The following is a 19,564-nucleotide window of genomic DNA, read 5'->3' as shown; positions in this document are numbered from 1 at the left end:
GCGCCGCTTATGAAAATGACAAAAAAGTATAAAAAAATATTAATACTGCGATTTTCCTCCATTGGAGATATTGCCTGGACCTCTACGGTGGTGCGCTGCATCAAAACTCAGATTGAGGGCTGCGAACTGCATTTTGCCGTAAAAAAACAGTTCCGGGGGCTTCTGGAGGCCAATCCTTATATTGATAAACTGCATTTGCTGGAAGGCAGTATGTCGCCTTTGATTGCTGATTTGAAGCAGGAAAAGTTTGACTTCGTGGTGGACCTCCACAATAACTTCAGAACCAGCAGGATAAAATGGGCGCTGGGTGTCCCCTCTTCCACTTATGACAAACTCAGGATCAAGCGATTCCTTTATACCAATTTCCAAATCAATTTCATGCCCAATGTGCATGTCACCGATCGGTATATGGATGCAGTGAAACCTTTGGGAGTGGTGAATGATGAGCAGGGAATGGATCATTATATTCCCGAAAAGGATGAAGTGGAAATGGAGTGGCTTCCGGAGGAGTTTCGCAAGGGATATGTCGCCTATGTGATCGGAGGAACGAAATATACCAAGATTCTGCCTTTTGAACAGATGGTGGTCCTATGCGACCGCATCAACCGGCCGATCGTACTGGTCGGAGGCCCTGATGATGCGGAAAATGGAGAAAAGCTGGAGGATTTTTTCCGGAAGAGAGAGAGCAATGCACCTTATGAAGAAGGCCTGACGGAATTGGGTAAGAAGACCGTCATCTTCAATGCCTGTGGGAAATTCAATTTGAATCAGTCGGCCTCTTTAGTGAAACAGGCCCAATATGTCTTCGGCCATGATACGGGGCTCACCCATATCGCAGCCGCATTCAAGAAGACCATCTATAGTATTTGGGGCAGCACTGTCCCGAATAATTTCCATCCCTATAAGACTAAATTTTTTGTCTTTGAAAATACAAAATTAAAATGCCGCCCCTGTTCAAAGGCGGGAAGAAATTCATGTCCAAAGGGACATTTTAAATGTATGAAAGAACTGACGTTTGATTTTTATTTACCATGATTAGTCAATTAAAAAAATTCGGAAGAGAAATGCGGGTAGGAATCCCCTTTGTGTGGTTGGGATTACTGATTGGCTTATCTTTTATTCAAAATACCGTGCACGCCAAAGTAGGTGGAGAAGACTTCATCATTGATCTGATGGATGGTGCCGGTAAGATGGTTTTTAACAGCCTCAACAAGATGGAAATCTATATGTCCATCATTTTCGCACTCACCTTTATCTTTGCCATACCAAGGGCTAAAGTGTTTTGGTCCTTCCTGATTGTGGTGATCTTGCTGATTGTTCAAAGTATTCGCTTCCTACCCAATGTGGATGGCTACTGGCTGGAAAGTTTCAAAATGATCATCAAAGGAAAGAGTTCCTTTGAATTTTGGTATTACCTCTTTGAATTCATAAAATCAATCTTTTTAGTGATGATTGGTTTCTTCGCTATGAAGGAAATCAGATAAAAAAAATCCAACCATTAAGGTTGGATTTTTTTTTGTTCTTTGCGCCACTCCATCAGATCTAATTGCTGCATTTTACGGGTGCGTTTGGAGTATTTTCCAATATATTTTTCCGGTAGGGGTTTTCCATCCATCAGGCCAATATAAGCTTGAGCAAACTGTACGCCGTGTTTGGTTTGAATCTTTATGGTAGTTCTTTCATATTCTTCCCGACCTTCCCATAAATCTATTTTCCGGAGTTCCTGCTCTCCTATTTCCACATATCCGCCTTGCGTTTTCGCCCCAGGCGCTGGTCTTAAAAAGAAATAGTCAAAATCGTCATGATGACAGATCATATAGTCCTCTAGCACTGCCGGCTTAATCGGAAATGTTTTGCCGAAAAGAATTTCATGGATTTCTAAATCCATCAGGGTTCCATAGATAAATAGACAATATTGCATTGATATAAAATAGGTCCTTAACTCAAATATAGACTTTTTTACAACGAGATTAAAATCCAATTAGATTCATGAGTGGTGAATTTTTAAAATCACCTACTGAATTAGACATAATCCCTCATCTCTATCGGATTTCACTAATTGAATGCGCTTGAAGTCATCAAAAACCAGGCCTATCCGCAGGGCTTCCACTGTAAATAAGCCCTGTTAGCATCACTATTTTTGATAAAACTCAATATGAAATAATCCGTCGCAAAGTCTAAAAAAAAGTAACTCTTAAAATGAACTTTAACCGAATTAAGCACCGATAGATCTACCTCCTTTTCAACAAACTGACAATCAGATTATTACGGACATTTATCCTGTTTTTCCATAGCTCACATTTGGCTATGCTTGTTTTAGTTGTGAAGCTACATACTTTCAAAGTATTGACATTCTACTCAAAATCTTCCACATCAGCAGACTGGCCTTGATCAATTGGCGAAAAGCCAAGGGTTCTGCTCACGATGAGAAGTCATCACAGCGTTATTTCCTCAATATTTTCTTCTATTCACTGCAACCGTCAAATTACGCCTTGATGAATTCCGGCAGCAGGTTCGATGGCTCGCCAGAATTGATCACAGCCTTGATTTTTTGTTTCGTTTTTTATCAAGAAAAAATGAAAAAGAAAAGAGGAAAATATCATTATATCGCGAACTGAGCAGATTGGCGCTTATTATTAAAGGAGATTTTTGGCCACAAATTGAACAAATTTTCTCGAATTATTGCTAGACTTACTTTTAGAAGTAAGGGTAGCTGCAAAAGCTTCCGTCACATCAATCCGGCTTTGATCAATGGGCGAAAAGCCATTGAGGCTATTGCCGATGAGAAGTCATCACAGCGTTATTTCCTCAATATTTTCTTCTATGCACTGCAACCGTCAAACAACGCCTTAATGAATTCCGGCAGCAGGTTCGATGGCTCTGATTAAAGAAGTTTTTGGGCCACAAATCGAACAAATTTTCTCAATTTTTTTTGCTTACTTTTGGAAGTAAGGTTAGCTGCAAAACCTTCCATCACAACAATCCGGCCTTGATCAATTGGCGAAAAGCCATTGAGTCTGCTGCCGATGAGAAGTCATCACAGCGTTATTTCCTCAATACTTTCTTCTATGCACTGCAACCGTCAAATAACGCCTTGATGAATTCCGGCAGCAGGTTCGATGGCTCTCCAGAATTGATCACAGCCTTGATTTTTTGATTCATTTTTTATCAAGAAAAAATGAAAAAGAAAAGAGGGAAATATCATTATATCGCGAACTGAGCAGATTGGCGCTTATTATTGAAGGAGATTTTTGGCAATAAATTGAACAAATTTTCTCGATTTTTTTTAGGCTTACTTTTAGAAGTGAGGGTAGCTAGCTGCGAAACCTTCCATCACAACAATCCGGCCTTGATCAATTGGCGAAAAGCCATTGAGTCTGCTGCCGATGAGAAGTCATCACAGCGTTATTTCCTCAATACTTTCTTCTATGCACTGCAACCTTCAAATAACGCCTTGATGAATTCCGGCAGCAGGTTCGATGGCTCGCCAGAATTGATCACAGCCTTGATTTTTTGTTTCGTTTTTTATCAAGAAAAAATGAAAAAGAAACAGTTCAATATTCAAATAAGGCATTGAATGGCCAATCTATCGGGAAATCAAACACCCATTATTCCAAAAATAAAGGGGAGTACAGCAAAAAAGCAACTTTTGGTGTACTCACTACATTTTTTTCTATAAGCCTCTGTAAAAGTTACACCCAAAAAAAACCACTGCCTAATCAAAGACAGTGGTTATATAAGGTACCCACCAGTGGCGTATTGAAGGTTTTATCTAAATCTCCAAAAAACACGATTTGGGCTGCTAATCGGATCAACCCTCCACTGTTGACAAGCTCCGAAGAACTTGACCAAACGCGAGGCTTGGTTGAGGCCCGGTTTTACCGCATCGCTTCACCCGGTACTATGTAACTGTTAGATTTGAAAAACGTGACCACCGGGTGGGTGTATCTTGATTTGAAATTCAATAGTCAAATATACGCATAAAATGTCCTTCTGTTAAGCCAAAGCGCATTTTTTAGGACCTATTTTGCTATTTTTTTTCAATTTAAGTCAGACCAAAATCTCTTTGGGGCTATCAATATTTTCAATAGGAATTTCACCAAAAATTATGGTCAATTTATCCGATTGTTCCTGAACCAATTAACTCTTCGCCATTGTACCAGGCCACAAACTGACCGGCCGCAACCCCTACTCGCTCCTGATCAAAAACGATGTACAGCCCATCTTCCTTTTGATAAAGCGTAGCCGCACTCAATTCCTCACGATAGCGAATTCTGGCCAGGTATTTTTTCATTTCGCCTACTTTAAGGCGTAAATCTTCCCTTACCCAATGGCTTTCCTGATTAGACACAAAAAGGCCGTAACGTTTCAAGCCGGGATGGTTTTTCCCCTGACCCGTGAAAATCACATTGCTATCCGTATTGGTATCCACCACGAACAAAGGCTCTTTAGTTCCACCAACCGACAACCCCTTGCGCTGCCCAATGGTAAAATAATGAGCACCCCGGTGATCTCCCACCTCTTTCCCCATGGTCGGGTGAAACTGATAGGGCGCTGAAATCGCCTTTAACCATTCTTCCTCTGAAGCAGCCTGCTGGATTTTTTCCTGATGTGCCTTAAATACCGGCGCATCTTCCGTAATTTCCACAATTTTCCCGTCTTTGGGCTTCAGTTTTTGCTGAAGGAAATCAGGAAGGCGTACCTTACCGATAAAGCACAATCCCTGGGAATCTTTCTTTTCCGCAGTAATCAGATCCGCTTCCGCCGCAATTTTTCTCACTTCCGGCTTTTCCAAATGCCCGATCGGGAACAATGCTTTCGACAACTGCTCCTGATTCAACTGACAAAGGAAATAAGACTGATCCTTATTATTATCTTTTCCAGCCAACAGACGATAAACCATTTCACCGTCTTTCTCAAATTCATCCTTTCGGCAATAATGACCGGTAGCGACATAATCCGCTCCCAAATCCATTGCAGCCTTCAAAAAAATATCGAATTTGATCTCACGATTACACAATACATCAGGATTCGGCGTTCTGCCTTTCTCGTATTCATTGAACATATAGTCCACAATACGTTCCTTGTACTGCTCACTTAAATCGATGGTCTGGAAGGGAATTCCTAACTTTTCTGCTACTATTAAGGCATCATTTGAATCTTCCAACCACGGACATTCGTCACTGATGGTTACCGAATCATCATGCCAGTTTTTCATAAAAAGGCCAATTACTTCATAGCCTTGTTCCTTGAGTAAATAGGCCGCCACAGAGGAATCAACCCCTCCTGACAAACCAACTACCACTCTTTTCATTTATTCTCCTTTCGCTTGAAAGTGGGCAAAGGTACGCAACTGCAAATTGTGAACCAAAGTATATCAGCAGAGGCTGGGAATATATTCTCAAAAGTCTCTGAGCGGACTTCTTCACATTCCGGCCTCAAAATAACCGGGCTCACCTAATCCAAATCAGATTATGGGAAATAATTTTGGAATCCTGAATTCCTCTTAGCCTTTATTTTTCCCGCAGTACTCCACTAATAATTCCTTCAAATCAGTCATCCCTAATTGATAGGCTTTTCTAAAATCACTACAAGCCTCTTCCACAAATAACAAATCATTGTTGGCTAAACCACGCTGGTAATAAACCTCTGCATTTTCTTCATCAAAAAGCAAACAGGTATTGAAAAAGCCTACCGCACGGGCATTATCCCCAATTCACGCAGGCAAATACCAATGTAAAAATAGTCTGAGGCATCATCCGCTTCCAAAAGCAGGGCTTCCTGAAAATCAGCAAGTGCCAGACGATAATTATTCTGGAAATAATACACCATTCCACGCGAACGGTAAGCTTCCGGCATTTCATCATCCAGGTCAAGCGCCTTCGTAAAATCCATTACTGCCCCATCATTATTGCCCAGGGCCATGCGCAATTGGCCTCTCACCACATAGCCCACGGTGTCTTCCGGGTTCAGATTTAATGCCATATTATAATCATCCAACGCCCCCTGACCATTTTCCAGCGCCTCGCGGGTCATTCCCCGAAGCATATAAATACCGGCATTTTTAAGGTCTTTTTCGGCGGCAGCACTGAATGCTTTTTCTGCATCTTCCAATGCGCCATTATCAAAAGCAGCCAAGCCCTGATCAATGAATTTTTGCGCTTCGGTGGTGTTTTGAGCTACTGCATTCCAGGAAAAAATTGAAACACAGAACAGTATAAATAATAGCTTGATGAATTTCATAATGATATAAAAATAAGAATACAAATATGCCAAAAAATGCCGTTCAGGCAAACTATTCAGGACTTCTGCAGATTATTGTACCACAATTTTTTTCACCCCCTGCTCCTTATTGGTAGCCCACCTCAAAAAATAGACTCCACTGTTTAAAGGCGCCGGAAGCTGAACTTCTTTGGTGCTTAAAGCATTCAAATCCTCCTTCTGAGCAAAATGCGGTTTCCCGTCCACCCCAACGATTTGCAACTGACAATCCATCAATGGCGCTTCCCCTACCAATAGCCTTAGAAGATTAGGCGCCATAGGATTCGGACTCACCTGCAAATTTTCCCCATTGGGCTCCAAAACATATAAAGGACGCTGGTTATTCATCGGAACGCCATATCCAATTAAAGTGTCCGGCGCATAAGCCTGATGCGCATTCTCCTGAAGGTAAGTGATCACCTCTTCCGGTTTTTTATCCGGATACTCCTGAATTACCATGGCTGCCAGGGCCGCTATCATCGGAGAAGCATAAGAGGTTCCGGAACTTCTCACATATTTTCCTTCTCCTACTGCCAATGCCACAGAGGAGCCCAGGGTAGAAACATTAGGTTTGATCAGCCCATTTGCATTTGGGCCAAAAGAGGAAAAACTACTTCTGGTCCATTTTTCATCCATTGCGCCCACAGCCAGTACATGTTCATGATCCGCCGGAAAGGAAATCTTTTGCCAATAATTTCTGGCCTCATTTCCCGCAGAATTTACCACCAAAATCCCTCTTTCTGCCGCAATTCCTGCTGCCTGAGTAATCCAGGCTGTTTTCCCATCCAAATCTGCCTGTGTATAATCCAATGATGGATCATCAAAGTCATAATAACCCAGGGAAGATTGAATAATATCCGCCCCGAGGCTATCGGCATATTCAGCGGCCATTAGCCAATTGATTTCTTCAAAAGGATATTCATTGGCCACGTCTTCGGTTACACAAAACATATAGTCCGCTTCCGGTGCGATGCCCTCAAATTCCCCTTCTTTATAATACCCCATGGTGGAATACACATGGGTTCCATGCAAATGATAACGATAAACGTCCAATCCGGGCTCAATATAATTTCTTGCTCCAAAAATCCGATCCTCATGTACCGCTACCCAGCTTTCCCCAAATGGAACATTCAGAAAACCGGCGTCAAAAATGGCCACGCGCACCCCTTCGGCATTCCATCCCAATTCATAAAGGGAGTCCAAATTCAGAAAGCTGTTCTGCAGGCTAGTCATTAATTCCGTAGTCGGGCTCCCGGCATTGGAAACAGGAATTTCCGGAGCTGAATTCTTAATAATATGCGGACCAAGATAAGCCACTTCGGTTACTCCGGCCAACTGACCTAAAGCACTTTCCTGGGCGCGATCAGCCAGCACCACTAACCCATTTAACCATTTTGTTTCACCCCAGATGGAATATCCTTCATCTTTTACTTTTTGTCGGTATTTGGGAGAAAGGGGTAAATCATTTTCATCTAAAATAATACCCAGTCGGCTCCTGCGTTCAAGAGATGCTTCAGTTAAAAATTCCTCGGGCTGATTCAGGTCAAACTCATTATCTGATTTGTCCATAAAGCGAACCAAAAACCTACTCTCTTGTGCATTGCACACCAAAGTGGAGGCCATGAGTAATAAAAGTGTAAAAATTTTATTCATTTATAAGTTGATTAATCAGGTTCATAAGTACATCCGGTTTACTGCTGGCTTTACGCTCCTGTATTCGCCCATCAATAAAAGTGGCAAAAAAAGGTAAACTGGTCACTTCAGCCAGATTTCTTGCCTGAGGAAATTCGCCGAGATCAATGCTAAAAAAATTCACCTGGGCTATTTCCATTGCCTTTTTTCTATAAATGGGAGCAATTCTTTTACATAAGCCACACCAAGGTGCTGAAAATAACACAATCGATTTGGTACTTTTTTTATTAAGAGAAAGAAACTCTTCCGGAGATACTTGATGGACGGCAGGAGAAGAATTTTCCATTTGTCAAAAATTTAGTCATAGGGGTTGTTAAGTACAACGACAATTTCGTAATTCGTAGCCATTCCAAAACAGCAGTTTTTGCCAAAAATTAACCTGTTATTGGAATGAACATTAAACATAGCCCGAATTTTTGATAAAATATACTCATGGCACTCAAAACATATGTTAAAATTAGCGCGGTGAATAATCTTAGCGATGCCCGTTACTGTGCTGGAATGCTGGTTGATGCCATTGGTTTCCCTATGGACACCAAGCAAGACAACAACCTGAACCCTACTTCATATGCCGAAATCACTGAATGGATTGCTGGTGTTGACCGCGTAGTGGAGTTTGAAAGCAATGATCTGCAAACCATTCAACAGATTTGCAGTGAATGTGAATTGGAAGCGATCCAGGTGAGCGATATTGATCTATTGGAAGCCCTTCAGACCACTGGTAAAAAACTAATTTACAAGGTGGATCTCGCCTCCAAAAGCATGGATGAGATCGAAGATGAAATTTCTGATGTTTCAGAATATATCGAATACCTTTTAATTGAAAACAGTAAGGGAGAAACGCTTCAGGAAGAACTGGATGCTGTTTTTGAACTTGCCAAGGAGTATGACATCGTACTTGGATTTGGCATTGAGGAAAAAAATGTAAGTCAATTAATCTCCTCAGAAATTAAAGGCATTTCAATTAAAGGCGGGGAGGAAATTCGTCCTGGCTTCAAAGACTATGATGAAATGGCGGATATATTGGAAGCCTTGGAAGAAGAATAACACTTTTGCAAGAAGAAGAATTACTCAAAAGCCCTGAGACTTTCAGGGCTTTTTTTTGCCTTCCACCGAATTATGCACTGCCTGATGCAGGAAACCTCCTAAAAGCTCAAATACAAGGTCGTTTTGATGGGTTTTGATAAATTTCTGATGGCTTCATTTTGGTTGAACCAGCTTTCTCTTCTTGTCTCTGCCGCCTTAAAAAAACATATAGGCCCTATTCTTTTTTTCATCCCCATTACCGCTTAACGCAGATCCAAGCGTATAGCTCATCATTTACTTATTCCGCTGGTTCAGGAAAAGATATATGCATTTTTTAATCTGATTAAACAGCAGCTCCTAGTCCCAACACCCCAATCCCCTTTTCGTACAATAGAAAAACGCTAAAACGAAAAGGCCATTAAAACCCCTACCCAACTCCGAATTCGTAATTCCTTTCATCAATTTCAGGACGAGATCATTATTACACTCCTGGGTGCCTTATTATTTATCCCCTACATTCATCAGCTCCCATTGATTGAAGGCGTTGAATTACAGACTGCTGAACAGGCCCGGGAAATGTTGATCACCGGAGAATGGTGGGTGCCACAGTTGGGCTTTCAATATCAATGGGATCAGCTTCCCAGCTATATTTGGTTATTAAGTGCTTCCATAAAGCTTTTTGGCACCAACCCCTTTGCCATTAGAATCCCTAATGCCATGGCGGGCATTTTGACCCTCTTGTTAATTTATCGAATGGGCAGAAAAATGCATGGAAGCTATTTGGCCTGGCTTTGGGTAGCCAGTTATTTGTCTTCCTTTCTTCCCCATTTATTTTTCCGCTTTGCCGGGCCCACTCCGTTTAACCATTTGTTGATTTTCGCCACCTTATTTACTTACTATATCGGTAGTGAAAAAAAACAGGACATTATGCTTTTCCTCTCGGGCAATTTTATCGGTATTAGTATTTTACTTTCCGGACTGGAAGGCTTTGTAATCCCCTCGGTCATCCTCATCATTTTCTGGACCCTTAATCGGTTCGAATACCTTCCAGACAACCTCACTATTTTAAAAGTGGCCTTAGGCTTATTGAGTTTCCTCTTATTCTTTTTACTGCTATTTTTGAGCAAAAACGACTTCGAGCTTTTAAAAAATACTATTCATCATAACCTGCAATATCTTGGTCGCAATAAAATCTTAAACGGTCCGGTACCCAGCACCCACCTTTGGCTGGTTTTAATGACTTGTTTTCCGATGAGTTACTTTTCAGTGGCCTATTTCCTGGCTAATTTTAAAGAAAAGAGAAACAAAGGATTCAAAAAATTAATGGGCATTTGCTCCTGGACGATTTTGATCCTTTTCGCGATTTTTCCCGCAAAAAACTGGCTCTATTTCAGCTCTTTATCCCTCATTCCTTTAAGCTATTTCTCGGCACTATATTTAAGAAAATATTTGGCTGGGGGACTGAAATTTCCCGCATGGCTCAGCTCCTCCATCATCATAACAGTTATCGTAATGGGTTGCCTGGTATTTTTGAGTCCCTTTTTATTGGAGCAATTTTCAACATGGGAGATCATCAAAAATGACTTTTGGAAGGAGACAATTACCCACATGCGATTCCCTACCGGAAATGAAGGAATTGTAGGGCTTTTCTATATTTTTGGAATTATGGTCGCATTGCTCCTGATCAAAAAAAATCAGATCACCCTTGGCATGGAATGGCTCGGTTTTTCTGCCATATTAAGCATTCAATTCACCATTCATCTGTTTTTGCCCATATTTGAGGAAGCATATCAGGGTCCGCTGACCCGTTTTGTTGGAGAAATGAAAGACAAAAACTGTTATATCATCGCCAGAGAAAAAGATGAAACACTACCCTACTTCTATGGCAATGTGATGCCATACGAAAACCCGAGAGCTAAATCTAAGGAATGGTTCCTTTTTGGTGATATTGATAAAGATGTATACCTGTACATCCGAAAAGATCATAAATACCGAATTCGCGGGGTTAGGGATCTAGAATTAATTCATGAAGAAAATGGCTATTTATTCTACAAAAGAACTGCTAAATCCGACCGCGAAATAATCCAGGAAGAAAAATAAGGAACCAGAGCGTACGGCTAATTCCTTATTTATTTTTTTAAAAACTTAGTTTTCCATCAATTCCATTTCTACTAACATTTTTTGACGGTATTGTACTAAATCTTCAATAGAAAGCACCGGCATATCATGCTTTTCTGAAAACATCAACACTTCTGGTAATTTAGCCATGCTTCCGTCTTCGTTTTGAAGTTCACACAAAACCGCGGCCTCTCCTAAGCCTGCCAACTTCACCAAATCAACACTTCCCTCTGTATGGCCTCTCCGCCCGAAAACTCCTTTCGCATTCGCTCTTAAAGGAAAAATATGCCCTGGTCGGGCTAAATCCTCCGGCACCGCATTGGCCGCAATAGCTGTTTGAATGGTGGTAAGACGATCTTTAGCAGAAACACCGGTGGTGACGCCTTCTTTGGCCTCAATGCTCACCGTAAATCCGGTTTGATTTTTGGAATTATTCACCGCAACCATAGGCGGCAACTCCAGGGATTGGCATTTTTCGTCGGTCAGGCAAAGACAAACAATACCCGAACACTCCCGAATCATTAAGGCCATGTCTTTGGCCGTCATTGTGGAAGCAGGAAAGATAATATCCCCTTCATTTTCCCGGTCAAAATCATCCATTAGTAAAACCCCTCTTCCATCCTGAAGGGCTTCCATTGCTTTTTGCACACGCAATTCAAAATTGCTGTCAAACTCTTTGATGGTTTTCATAAAACTGTGATTAATCATAAAAACTCATCAGGGCATAAAAAATTGGTCAGACAATCTCTATCATCTGAAATATCTTTTTCTTCTTCCATCCGGACTATACCGTCGGCTTTGGAATTTCACCAAATCAATCCCAATATATGGGAGTCGCGGGCTATGACCGCCGGTGGGGAATTTCACCCCGCCCTGAAGAAAACTGAGGCGAACTTAGGGAAAATTACGTGGATAAAAAAAGAAAATAAGTTCCGGCCTAAATCGCCTTTATATTATCCATTTAATACATAAGCCAGTCTGAAACGAAGCGTCAACATCCATTGGTGAGCATTGCGAAAATCGCTAACCCTGCTCAGGCCTGTTTCCATACCATAAATAAAATTATAAAATATCGCTGCATACCTCATAAAAAGCCATAAGTAAGCATAACCTGCCGTTTCTTTTGATCTTCAGTTTCAGAAGAGGCAGAAAGGCCTGAATAGGAACACGCCACCACCGGACTAAAATAGTTCCCGGAATAAAACTCATCAGACTTATTGCTGTAAACTCGCTTTTCTAAATTATAATAAAGACGCGAAAAAGCTTCAAACGATCTCCAATACCCGAAATTTAAACCGGAAGTATTCACATCCCATACAAACGGACAAATCCCCCGCTCTTGCACCTATCGTGACATACTCTTGTTGTCCTCTGATCTCCAACTCAATGTCCAACACATCAATTCCTCCGACTTTCCATAAAGTTTTGAGACTTACATCAACCTTGTAATAATCCTGACATTCTGGTCGTTGTTGCCGGTAATTTTTAGGGCTAAAACCGGGATCCGGAAACCGGCCCTGTGCATTACAGGAAAAATAAAAAATTCCCCAAATCAAAACCATCAGACTGCATTTCAATAACTTCATTTTCAAATCTACCCCCCATCCCCTTCCAATTAGTTTATTTTTACAACGGCATTAAAAAGCTCATTTTCAACATCATAATCTGACAAGTTTTTTGTATTTTAATACTGATCTCAGATCAAGACTCAAAAGGCAACCATTGGATCGCGTGACCCGAATTAACCAATTCAATAACCAAAAAATTATTACGCCCATGGAAATTCCCCAAAATAAGGCCATCAACATTGAAGCCTTAAAAAATGAAAACAATGAGTGGATCACTGAAATCTACCTGATGGCCGACGAATTGGAAGTTTTAAATATGAGACTCGGAGAAGTCTCCAAATTAGTCAAAGAAAAAAAGTTCAAAGCTCAGGTTGAACATTTCCAGAATCAATTCATTCGCCAGAAGGAAGTACTCGATATTTACAAAAACCACATCCATAAACAGGAAAAAAACCTGAATCTTCACGCCAAAAATGGAGATTTAATCCCCGAAAAAATGGATATAAATGCCCATCAGGAATTAAAAGAAAACTTAGCTTTGAATCGAAAGATTAATGTAGAGCTTAAACAAAATTTCTATCAATTTTTAGAACAGCATTATTAAAATGATTAAAAGAGCTTCCTGAGGGAGGCTCTTTTTTTGCCAGAACACCTCACTCTAGGTGTTCCTATAAGTTTTTATTAAGCCAGTGGTAATTTTTCGCAGCAATACAACTCCCTAAAAACCTGACGCACACCCCACACCCAACAGCCCCGTGTCATTTAATAGTCGCTTGGTTAATAGTAGAATTATTTTTTTCGTCCAAAGCAACCCTTTCCGCACATTTCCCATCACCATAGTAGTAATATCAATTTTCATCCACAAAACTCGGTCACCTGCCGACCTAAAAGGGTTTATCTATTTTTTTTGCTTTCCTTAAGGAAAAATCGAAACCTACCATATGATGAAGAAAATCACCTTTCTGCTAATTTTTATCGGCTTTGGACTCCAAAGTTTCGGTCAAATGCTTTCAGCTACTCTTGTTGACGCAGAATCTAACAAACCAATACCCTTTGCCAGTATCGCCATCAATCTCCCTGCAGATTCAAGCTTGATCGCTGGAAAAATTTCTGATGAAACAGGATACTTTGAGATTGAATTAGAAAATTCGGAATATATCATCGAAATTACTTCGGTAGGCTATGAAAAATATTCCATAAAAAGTACCCCCCGCGCCCTCCAAACCATTGCACTGAAAGCTGACACCAAAGTACTGGAAGATGTGGTGATTGCCGATAAAAAAGACGCCATTCGCTTTGAGGTGGATCGGAAAATCCTGAATGCAGAAAGCTTCCCCCAAGCCGAAGTAGCACTTGATTTGATCGAGAATCTTCCTTCCATCAAAGTGGATTTAGAAGGCAATATTACTTATAGAAACGATGGGCAGTTCACCATTTTCATCAATGGGCGTCCGGCAGTCGGAGGAGAACAAAGGCTCAGGAGTATTCCTGCTTCCTCCATTGATCGGGTGGAAATGATCACCAATCCCGGCTCCAAATACGATGCGGAGGGCTCTGCCGGAATCATCAATATTGTCATGAAAAAAAGGAGATTAGAAGGTATCAGCGTGAATGCCGAAGCACGATTCAATTCCATGGGCACCACCACCGGTTCGATATATTTTGACAAAGAAGAGAAAAAATATGGCTGGACTATTAATGGATATTTGGGGAAAAACATCTACAATAATGGAGAGATGGAACAACGAAACGAAATTTTCACGGCCGAAGAAAATTTCATGATGCAAACCAAAGTCCGGCAAACCGGACATTATCAGAATAATTACTTACAGTATGATTTCTACCTTAAACCCGGAGAAAAAAATCGGATTACGCTCAGTGGAAATTTCAACCCTTTTTATTTCGGCGGCGAAAGTGAGGCAAAAGGACAGTTGGACGAATGGAATGAGGGAATTAAAACCTCTCGGAATAGTACCACCACTTATGATTATCAATACAGAAGCATACAAGGAAGCTTAGCCTTTGAACAAACTTTCGACGAGGAAGACAAGCACAAACTCACTACCAATATAGATTATGAGTTCTTCTCCCCCGGAACGGATAATGAAATATTTCTACTCGACAGCCCCGGGAAAAGCGAAAAGCGACATGCCCAAACGGTAGAAAAAGGAGAACGAATGGTCCGATTAAAATTAGACTATGTCCGCCCCTTGGGTGAAAAATTTAACATAAATGGCGGTGCAGACATCAACACCCATTACTTTGAAGAGGTGTCTATTCTTAATCAATTTTGGATAAATGATGAACCATTAGCCATCCCGAATGAGAAAACAAATCAACGTCTAAAAGATTATCAGCAGGATGTCTATGCCCCCTATATTTCTCTAAAAGGTGAATGGAGCAAGCTACAAATACAGGCAGGTCTTCGATATGAATACACCCTCAGAAAATCGGATTTATCCTTCACCAACAGTAAGCAGGAAAAAGTTCAACAATTGTACGACGATAAATTCGGGAACCTTTTCCCTTCCCTCCATTTGTTATATCCCATCACTGAAAGTCAACAATTGTCATTCGGTTACTCGACTAGAATTCGTCGACCCTGGTACTAGGCATTGATGCCGTTGGAGTCCTATTCCAATCCTTATAATTATTATACCGGAAATGACCAATTACAACCAGAGATTTCCTACAGTTATGAAATTAACTATAACAAAACCTGGGATCAGAATAGCTTCACCACCGAAATATTCCTGAGAGACGCCCATGACCTCATCCAAAGAGTACAACATCCACTAAACGAGCGAAGCCTTTTGGCCACTATGGAAAATGTAGGAAGATCCATTGAATACGGAACAGAGGTGATGGCGAATGTGAGGCCATGGACATGGTGGCATATTAATGCTTCCCTTAGTTTGTCCGGCTATAATTTGTTTATTCAATACCAAGATCAAGAAAGCTTTGAAAACAACTTTAACTACGGGGGACGCCTACAAAATACTTTTGAGCTCCCGAGAAAATTCAGCCTCAATCTCAATGGCCGCTACGTCAGCCCACAGCAAATGGCTCAAGGCGTACGGGATGGATATTTCACCTCAGATTTATCTATCAAAAAACGATTGGGAAAATCGGACCGATGGAGCGCCACCCTTATCGCCAATAATATTTTGAACACCTTCCGCTATGAAATTAACTATGCCGAAGATGATTTCAGTTATTACTTCAAGTACGCCAATAGCCCCTATTTATCGTTGAATATCAACTTCAGCTTGGAGAATAAAGAATAAATAAATGAGGCGTTTATATGACCAATAAGCATTATTCTAGTAAAAACTAGCGATAAAACGGACTAAAGAAAAGGCAAGTTTAATGATAAAACCAGCCCGTATGAAATATTTTATTCCGCTATTGATCGTGATCGTTGCTTGTTGGTCTTGCAGCGATAGTTCCAGTGACGGATCTGCCGATCCCACCCCCACCAACCTAGAAAATGAATTTGATGCCGTTTTGAACAATGGTGGTGTCCCTCCTCCAGCCACGCGCTCAGAAGAAACCATTGACGAAAAAGAGGAAAATGAAATTATTGAAGGAGAGGTGTGGAAATGCCGCACCAGAACCGTGAATGCCCTAACACCCGGAGGAGGAAATAGTGGCTTTCCTTTGTTCAACCCTAACGCTTCCGTCATTTATCCGGGAAGTTTATTACAGGGAAATTCCCTCAAGCAAGCCACCCCTAATGTGATCGCCGTAGAAAGAGCCGGCGGAACGATTTCCTATGATTTAAATAATGGAAATCTTGCTTCTAGTTTTACAGTGGAAGAAGTCGCCAAAAGTTCTATCCAGAATGCGATGAACAACATCATTGCCAATGCCCCTCAAAATCTTCCCGCCAATTTTGTTTTTAATTACGAACAAGTCCAAAGTGAAAGTGCACTGGCTTTTGAATTGGGGATTGATTTTGAAAATGCTTTTGCAGAGGTTAGTGGTGATTTTGGTTTCAGCTCCGGCTCCAGCCTTAACCGAATTTTGGTAAAATTAAACCAGAGCTTTTACACTATGAGCTTTGATATCCCGACCAGTAATGCGGGCATTTTTGCTGAATCCGTAAGCCCGGAAGATCTTTCCCGATATGTACAAGAGGGCAATCCGGCCACCTATATTTCTGATGTCACCTATGGACGGATTTATTATATGCTCATAGAGTCCACCTCCTCCTATCAGGAAATGGAGACAGAGATTCAGGGGTCTTTTTCCGGCGTCACCAATCAAACAGATGTGGACATTTCCGCTAATAGCCTTGACAAACTAGAAAACCTCAAAATCAAGGTCATGGCCTTTGGAGGAGATGCCCAAACCTCTTTACTGACCGTTGGAGTGACCGATTTGAATCAATTGGTACAATTACTAGCTGAAAGCACGACCATACAAACCGGATTACCGATTAGTTATGTAGTCCGAAGCGTCCTGACGAACCAAATTGTCAGCACCCAATTGGCCACAGAATATGACATTACAGAGTGCGAGCCTGCTCCGTTAGGTGGCGAACCTCCCTACACGGCTCACTGGGCAGGTAATGTTTTGGATAGAATGGGGCCAGTCGGGGCCGCTTATGCCTACCAGGATACCGAATTTGTACTCATTAGTAAAGATGGCAAACAATTTATGCGAAGCAATATTGGTGAATTGGAAGGACCATTTTCCGTGAATGAATTGGCCGATGGTGATCGTCCCTTTGACATAGGTGCTGCTTGCAATATCGATGGCAATGACGATGCTGCGCCCTGGATAATGACCATGGATGTTACGGGTAGTCAATATGCCTATATCCGTTTTGACGGCCGCTGGTCCTCAAATGGCGCCCAGCCCATTTCCAAATTAGCCGATGGATTTAATCCTTTCAGCTTGAACGGTATTGGGGCCATGGCCTTTAGATTCAAATCCAGCGAAGGGCCGGCAAATCGGTATATGATCAATAGTGATGGCACGCAGTTTTCCCTTTACCAAAACAATCCGAATTCTTTTGGAAACGTAACTTCAATTACGAATTGGGCAGATGGTAGCCTGCCATTTGAACAGCAAAAAGTAGGCGCCGCCATTGGCTTTTACCTGGGACAAAAACGCTTCTACCTCTTATTTAACCTGGAAGGAACGGAATATGCCATTTCAGGAGATGTTTTCGGCACCGGAGAAAATACTTTTATCGGGCCATTTGACCTATAATTTTATCCGGACATAAGGGTAAAGCTCTAAGGAAAAAAGCGACTAATCATTCGATAATGAGATTGGTCGCTTTTTTATTATAAATTTACTAAGCTCATCAAGATTATTGATCGCAATTTCTTTTCTTTTGGTAAAAAACTGAAAATCACGATCAAACATTGCCAAAAAATCAAGTCCGCAATGCGGGCACTAAAACCTGAAACCATCCTATTCGTTTCCATTTTTCAGGTGATAAGATTTTATTTCATGAAAGCAATGTGGAAAACGATCAAATGGCTCACCCTTCTCAACTTAGTACTACTGTTCATTTATCTGATATTTAACATGATCAAATATTAATAAAAAAGCGGGGCCCCAAGCTCCGCTTTAAATTTTTCTTGGCCCCAATATCCAAACAAATTATGAGACCAACATCCCCTCCTTGTAAATCAGCCGCCCTTTTCCATTATTTCTTCCTCCTATGAATTATGTCCCTGGCAGTAATAGGAGTATTTCAATACGTCCGGAAAGCTCATTCAAAATCTTGAGAAATGCTTCCCATCTCCGAGCCATAGGGAATGGAATCATAAACAAATTCCGGCAGCCTTTTCTTTTGATAGTCAAATACTTTCAATAGCATAGGGAGATCCCCCTGAAAACCTTCAACGACCTCAATCACAGCATCGCTTCTAAAGATTCTGGCAGCACCTGTCCACCATCCACCACCAAATGTTGCCCGGTAATATAAGAAGCCGCTTCGGAAGCAAAAAATAAAGCCGCATTTCCAATGTCTTCAGGAGCGCCCAAGCGTTTCATCGGAATAGTGGCCGCCATTTCTGCCAAATAATCACTTCCCAATTCTTCAAGACCTTCAGTGATTATATTTCCCGGCAAGACTGCATTTACCGTAATATTATCTTTAGCCAATTCCAAAGACGCTGTTTTTATAAACCCCAACTGCCCTGCCTTAGAGGCGGCATAGTGGGTCCAACCTGCATAGCCGGTAATGGGGCCCGTGATGGAAGAAGTCACAATAATTCTCCCCCACTTTTGTTTTCTCATGGGAACGCTGGCATACTTCACCGTCAAAAAAAGACTTTTCAAATTGGTCGCCATGACATGATCCCACTGCGAACCGTCCATAGTATCTAATGACTGTTGAGGGAAAATACCAGCATTAGCACATAAAACATCAATACGACCATATATATTTACAATTTCCTGCATGGATTTTTTTACACTTTCCTCCTGACTCACATCACAGGAAATAAAAATCACATCACCTCCTTCTTTTCTCAATTCAGTAACCACTACTTTTCCATGGGCAGCATCCCTGGCAAGCACAACCACCTTATACCCCTGAGAAGCAAAAACTTTTGAAATCCCCTTACCTATTCCTCTTGACCCACCTGTAACCACTGCTATTTTTTCTGTATTCATTTTGCTCATTGACTATAAACGTAACTAATAAAAATCCAAATAAAGATAAATTCAGACTTCAGCGATTAAACCTGAATTAGGAATTACTGATAATGTAGTGTGCATAAAGACGCAAAAAAATCACCTATTTTATCATAAAGTGTTTATAGGGTGTTGGCCAGGGAGCATTCATAACAGTAATTTGTGGAGTTATCGGGCTACTTTAGCCCTATGACTCCCGGGTCTTAGACGATGGATGCAAGATTATTTGTTATCAAACA

The 19,564-nt window shown here is 41.2% G+C and carries 18 protein-coding genes, 1 pseudogene and 1 riboswitch; of the genes and pseudogenes, 10 read left to right on the top strand and 9 right to left on the bottom strand.

Annotated elements, in window-relative coordinates; all coding sequences use genetic code 11:
* Positions 1-9: 9 nt before the first annotated feature.
* Positions 10-1,035, top strand: a complete 1,026-nt coding sequence (locus NG22_RS05840; protein ID WP_367379226.1) for a glycosyltransferase family 9 protein — start codon at positions 10-12, stop codon at positions 1,033-1,035.
* A gap of 29 nt (positions 1,036-1,064) precedes the next feature.
* Positions 1,065-1,484 (top strand): hypothetical protein, encoded by a 420-nt coding sequence (locus NG22_RS05835; RefSeq protein ID WP_157600881.1) that lies wholly within the window; start codon positions 1,065-1,067, stop codon positions 1,482-1,484.
* Between the two features lie 14 nt (positions 1,485-1,498).
* Here the strand turns inward: NG22_RS05835 and NG22_RS05830 are convergent, their stop codons facing one another.
* Positions 1,499-1,921, bottom strand: a complete 423-nt coding sequence (locus NG22_RS05830; protein WP_053404857.1) for a gamma-glutamylcyclotransferase family protein — start codon at positions 1,919-1,921, stop codon at positions 1,499-1,501.
* Between the two features lie 739 nt (positions 1,922-2,660).
* Here NG22_RS05830 and NG22_RS05825 point away from each other — a divergent pair.
* The 3 genes from NG22_RS05825 (at position 2,661) to NG22_RS05815 (ending at position 3,909) form a co-directional block, all read left to right on the top strand.
* Positions 2,661-2,888 (top strand): hypothetical protein, encoded by a 228-nt coding sequence (locus NG22_RS05825; protein WP_053404856.1) that lies wholly within the window; start codon positions 2,661-2,663, stop codon positions 2,886-2,888.
* A 44-nt stretch (positions 2,889-2,932) separates the two neighbouring features.
* Positions 2,933-3,157 (top strand): hypothetical protein, encoded by a 225-nt coding sequence (locus NG22_RS17745; protein WP_157600880.1) that lies wholly within the window; start codon positions 2,933-2,935, stop codon positions 3,155-3,157.
* A gap of 356 nt (positions 3,158-3,513) precedes the next feature.
* Positions 3,514-3,909, top strand: a complete 396-nt coding sequence (locus NG22_RS05815; protein ID WP_157600879.1) for a hypothetical protein — start codon at positions 3,514-3,516, stop codon at positions 3,907-3,909.
* Between the two features lie 208 nt (positions 3,910-4,117).
* On the opposite strand, the gene mnmA is transcribed toward NG22_RS05815, so the two are convergent.
* From mnmA to NG22_RS05795, 5 genes are all read right to left on the bottom strand, one after another.
* Entirely contained in the window at positions 4,118-5,314 is a 1,197-nt protein-coding gene (gene mnmA / locus NG22_RS05810; RefSeq protein ID WP_053404853.1) for a tRNA 2-thiouridine(34) synthase MnmA, read from the bottom strand.
* Positions 5,315-5,506: 192 nt separating this feature from the next.
* Positions 5,507-5,674 (bottom strand): hypothetical protein, encoded by a 168-nt coding sequence (locus NG22_RS17740; RefSeq protein WP_157600878.1) that lies wholly within the window; start codon positions 5,672-5,674, stop codon positions 5,507-5,509.
* A 17-nt stretch (positions 5,675-5,691) separates the two neighbouring features.
* A complete protein-coding gene (locus NG22_RS05805; protein ID WP_053404852.1) occupies positions 5,692-6,243 on the bottom strand; it encodes a tetratricopeptide repeat protein in 552 nt (183 codons plus the stop codon).
* Positions 6,244-6,315: 72 nt separating this feature from the next.
* Entirely contained in the window at positions 6,316-7,914 is a 1,599-nt protein-coding gene (locus NG22_RS05800; protein ID WP_082305003.1) for a S8 family peptidase, read from the bottom strand.
* Positions 7,907-8,239: a thioredoxin family protein gene (locus NG22_RS05795; RefSeq protein ID WP_053404850.1), complete on the bottom strand. Its 333-nt coding sequence runs from the start codon at positions 8,237-8,239 to the stop codon at positions 7,907-7,909. The genes NG22_RS05800 and NG22_RS05795 overlap by 8 nt, the downstream gene beginning before the upstream one ends.
* A gap of 146 nt (positions 8,240-8,385) precedes the next feature.
* Here NG22_RS05795 and NG22_RS05790 point away from each other — a divergent pair, with 146 nt between their 5' ends.
* Positions 8,386-9,000 (top strand): hypothetical protein, encoded by a 615-nt coding sequence (locus NG22_RS05790; RefSeq protein ID WP_053404849.1) that lies wholly within the window; start codon positions 8,386-8,388, stop codon positions 8,998-9,000.
* 510 nt (positions 9,001-9,510) lie between these two features.
* On the top strand, positions 9,511-11,079 hold the full coding sequence (locus NG22_RS05785) for a glycosyltransferase family 39 protein (protein WP_053404848.1): 1,569 nt from the start codon (positions 9,511-9,513) through the stop codon (positions 11,077-11,079).
* A gap of 45 nt (positions 11,080-11,124) precedes the next feature.
* On the opposite strand, the gene ribB is transcribed toward NG22_RS05785, so the two are convergent.
* Both ribB and NG22_RS05775 read right to left on the bottom strand, forming a co-directional pair.
* Positions 11,125-11,787, bottom strand: coding sequence for a 3,4-dihydroxy-2-butanone-4-phosphate synthase (gene ribB, locus NG22_RS05780; RefSeq protein WP_053406893.1), 663 nt, complete (start codon positions 11,785-11,787; stop codon positions 11,125-11,127).
* Positions 11,788-11,860: 73 nt separating this feature from the next.
* A riboswitch (FMN riboswitch) is annotated at positions 11,861-11,982 on the bottom strand.
* 380 nt (positions 11,983-12,362) lie between these two features.
* On the bottom strand, positions 12,363-12,683 hold the full coding sequence (locus NG22_RS05775; protein ID WP_053404847.1) for a hypothetical protein: 321 nt from the start codon (positions 12,681-12,683) through the stop codon (positions 12,363-12,365).
* 190 nt (positions 12,684-12,873) lie between these two features.
* Between NG22_RS05775 and NG22_RS05770 the strand changes: the two genes are divergently transcribed.
* From NG22_RS05770 to NG22_RS05755, 3 genes and pseudogenes are all read left to right on the top strand, one after another.
* Positions 12,874-13,269: a hypothetical protein gene (locus NG22_RS05770; protein ID WP_157600877.1), complete on the top strand. Its 396-nt coding sequence runs from the start codon at positions 12,874-12,876 to the stop codon at positions 13,267-13,269.
* Between the two features lie 337 nt (positions 13,270-13,606).
* Positions 13,607-15,952: pseudogene (locus NG22_RS05765) on the top strand (TonB-dependent receptor).
* Positions 15,953-16,052: 100 nt separating this feature from the next.
* Positions 16,053-17,885, top strand: a complete 1,833-nt coding sequence (locus NG22_RS05755; RefSeq protein ID WP_053404843.1) for a thiol-activated cytolysin family protein — start codon at positions 16,053-16,055, stop codon at positions 17,883-17,885.
* 654 nt (positions 17,886-18,539) lie between these two features.
* Here NG22_RS05755 and fabG read toward each other — a convergent pair.
* Positions 18,540-19,304, bottom strand: coding sequence for a 3-oxoacyl-ACP reductase FabG (gene fabG / locus NG22_RS05750; RefSeq protein ID WP_216597599.1), 765 nt, complete (start codon positions 19,302-19,304; stop codon positions 18,540-18,542).
* Positions 19,305-19,564 lie beyond the last annotated feature (260 nt).

The organism is Persicobacter sp. CCB-QB2 (assembly GCF_001274635.1).
In the GTDB taxonomy this organism is placed as follows: Bacteria; Bacteroidota; Bacteroidia; order Cytophagales; family Cyclobacteriaceae; genus Persicobacter; species Persicobacter diffluens.
The sequence above is the reverse complement of the archived record's forward strand: the minus strand, read 5'-3'. Positions and strand labels throughout refer to the sequence as shown.

Coding starts and splice junctions, on each gene's coding strand:
- NG22_RS05840 (WP_367379226.1), top strand. CDS start 10: ATGAAAATGACAAAAAAGTATAAAAAAATATTAATACTGCGATTTTCC.
- NG22_RS05835 (WP_157600881.1), top strand. CDS start 1,065: ATGCGGGTAGGAATCCCCTTTGTGTGGTTGGGATTACTGATTGGCTTA.
- NG22_RS05830 (WP_053404857.1), bottom strand. CDS start 1,921: ATGCAATATTGTCTATTTATCTATGGAACCCTGATGGATTTAGAAATC.
- mnmA (WP_053404853.1), bottom strand. CDS start 5,314: ATGAAAAGAGTGGTAGTTGGTTTGTCAGGAGGGGTTGATTCCTCTGTG.
- NG22_RS05805 (WP_053404852.1), bottom strand. CDS start 6,243: ATGAAATTCATCAAGCTATTATTTATACTGTTCTGTGTTTCAATTTTT.
- NG22_RS05800 (WP_082305003.1), bottom strand. CDS start 7,914: ATGAATAAAATTTTTACACTTTTATTACTCATGGCCTCCACTTTGGTG.
- NG22_RS05795 (WP_053404850.1), bottom strand. CDS start 8,239: ATGGAAAATTCTTCTCCTGCCGTCCATCAAGTATCTCCGGAAGAGTTT.
- NG22_RS05790 (WP_053404849.1), top strand. CDS start 8,386: ATGGCACTCAAAACATATGTTAAAATTAGCGCGGTGAATAATCTTAGC.
- ribB (WP_053406893.1), bottom strand. CDS start 11,787: ATGAAAACCATCAAAGAGTTTGACAGCAATTTTGAATTGCGTGTGCAA.
- NG22_RS05775 (WP_053404847.1), bottom strand. CDS start 12,683: ATGAAGTTATTGAAATGCAGTCTGATGGTTTTGATTTGGGGAATTTTT.
- NG22_RS05770 (WP_157600877.1), top strand. CDS start 12,874: ATGGAAATTCCCCAAAATAAGGCCATCAACATTGAAGCCTTAAAAAAT.
- NG22_RS05755 (WP_053404843.1), top strand. CDS start 16,053: ATGAAATATTTTATTCCGCTATTGATCGTGATCGTTGCTTGTTGGTCT.
- fabG (WP_216597599.1), bottom strand. CDS start 19,304: ATGAATACAGAAAAAATAGCAGTGGTTACAGGTGGGTCAAGAGGAATA.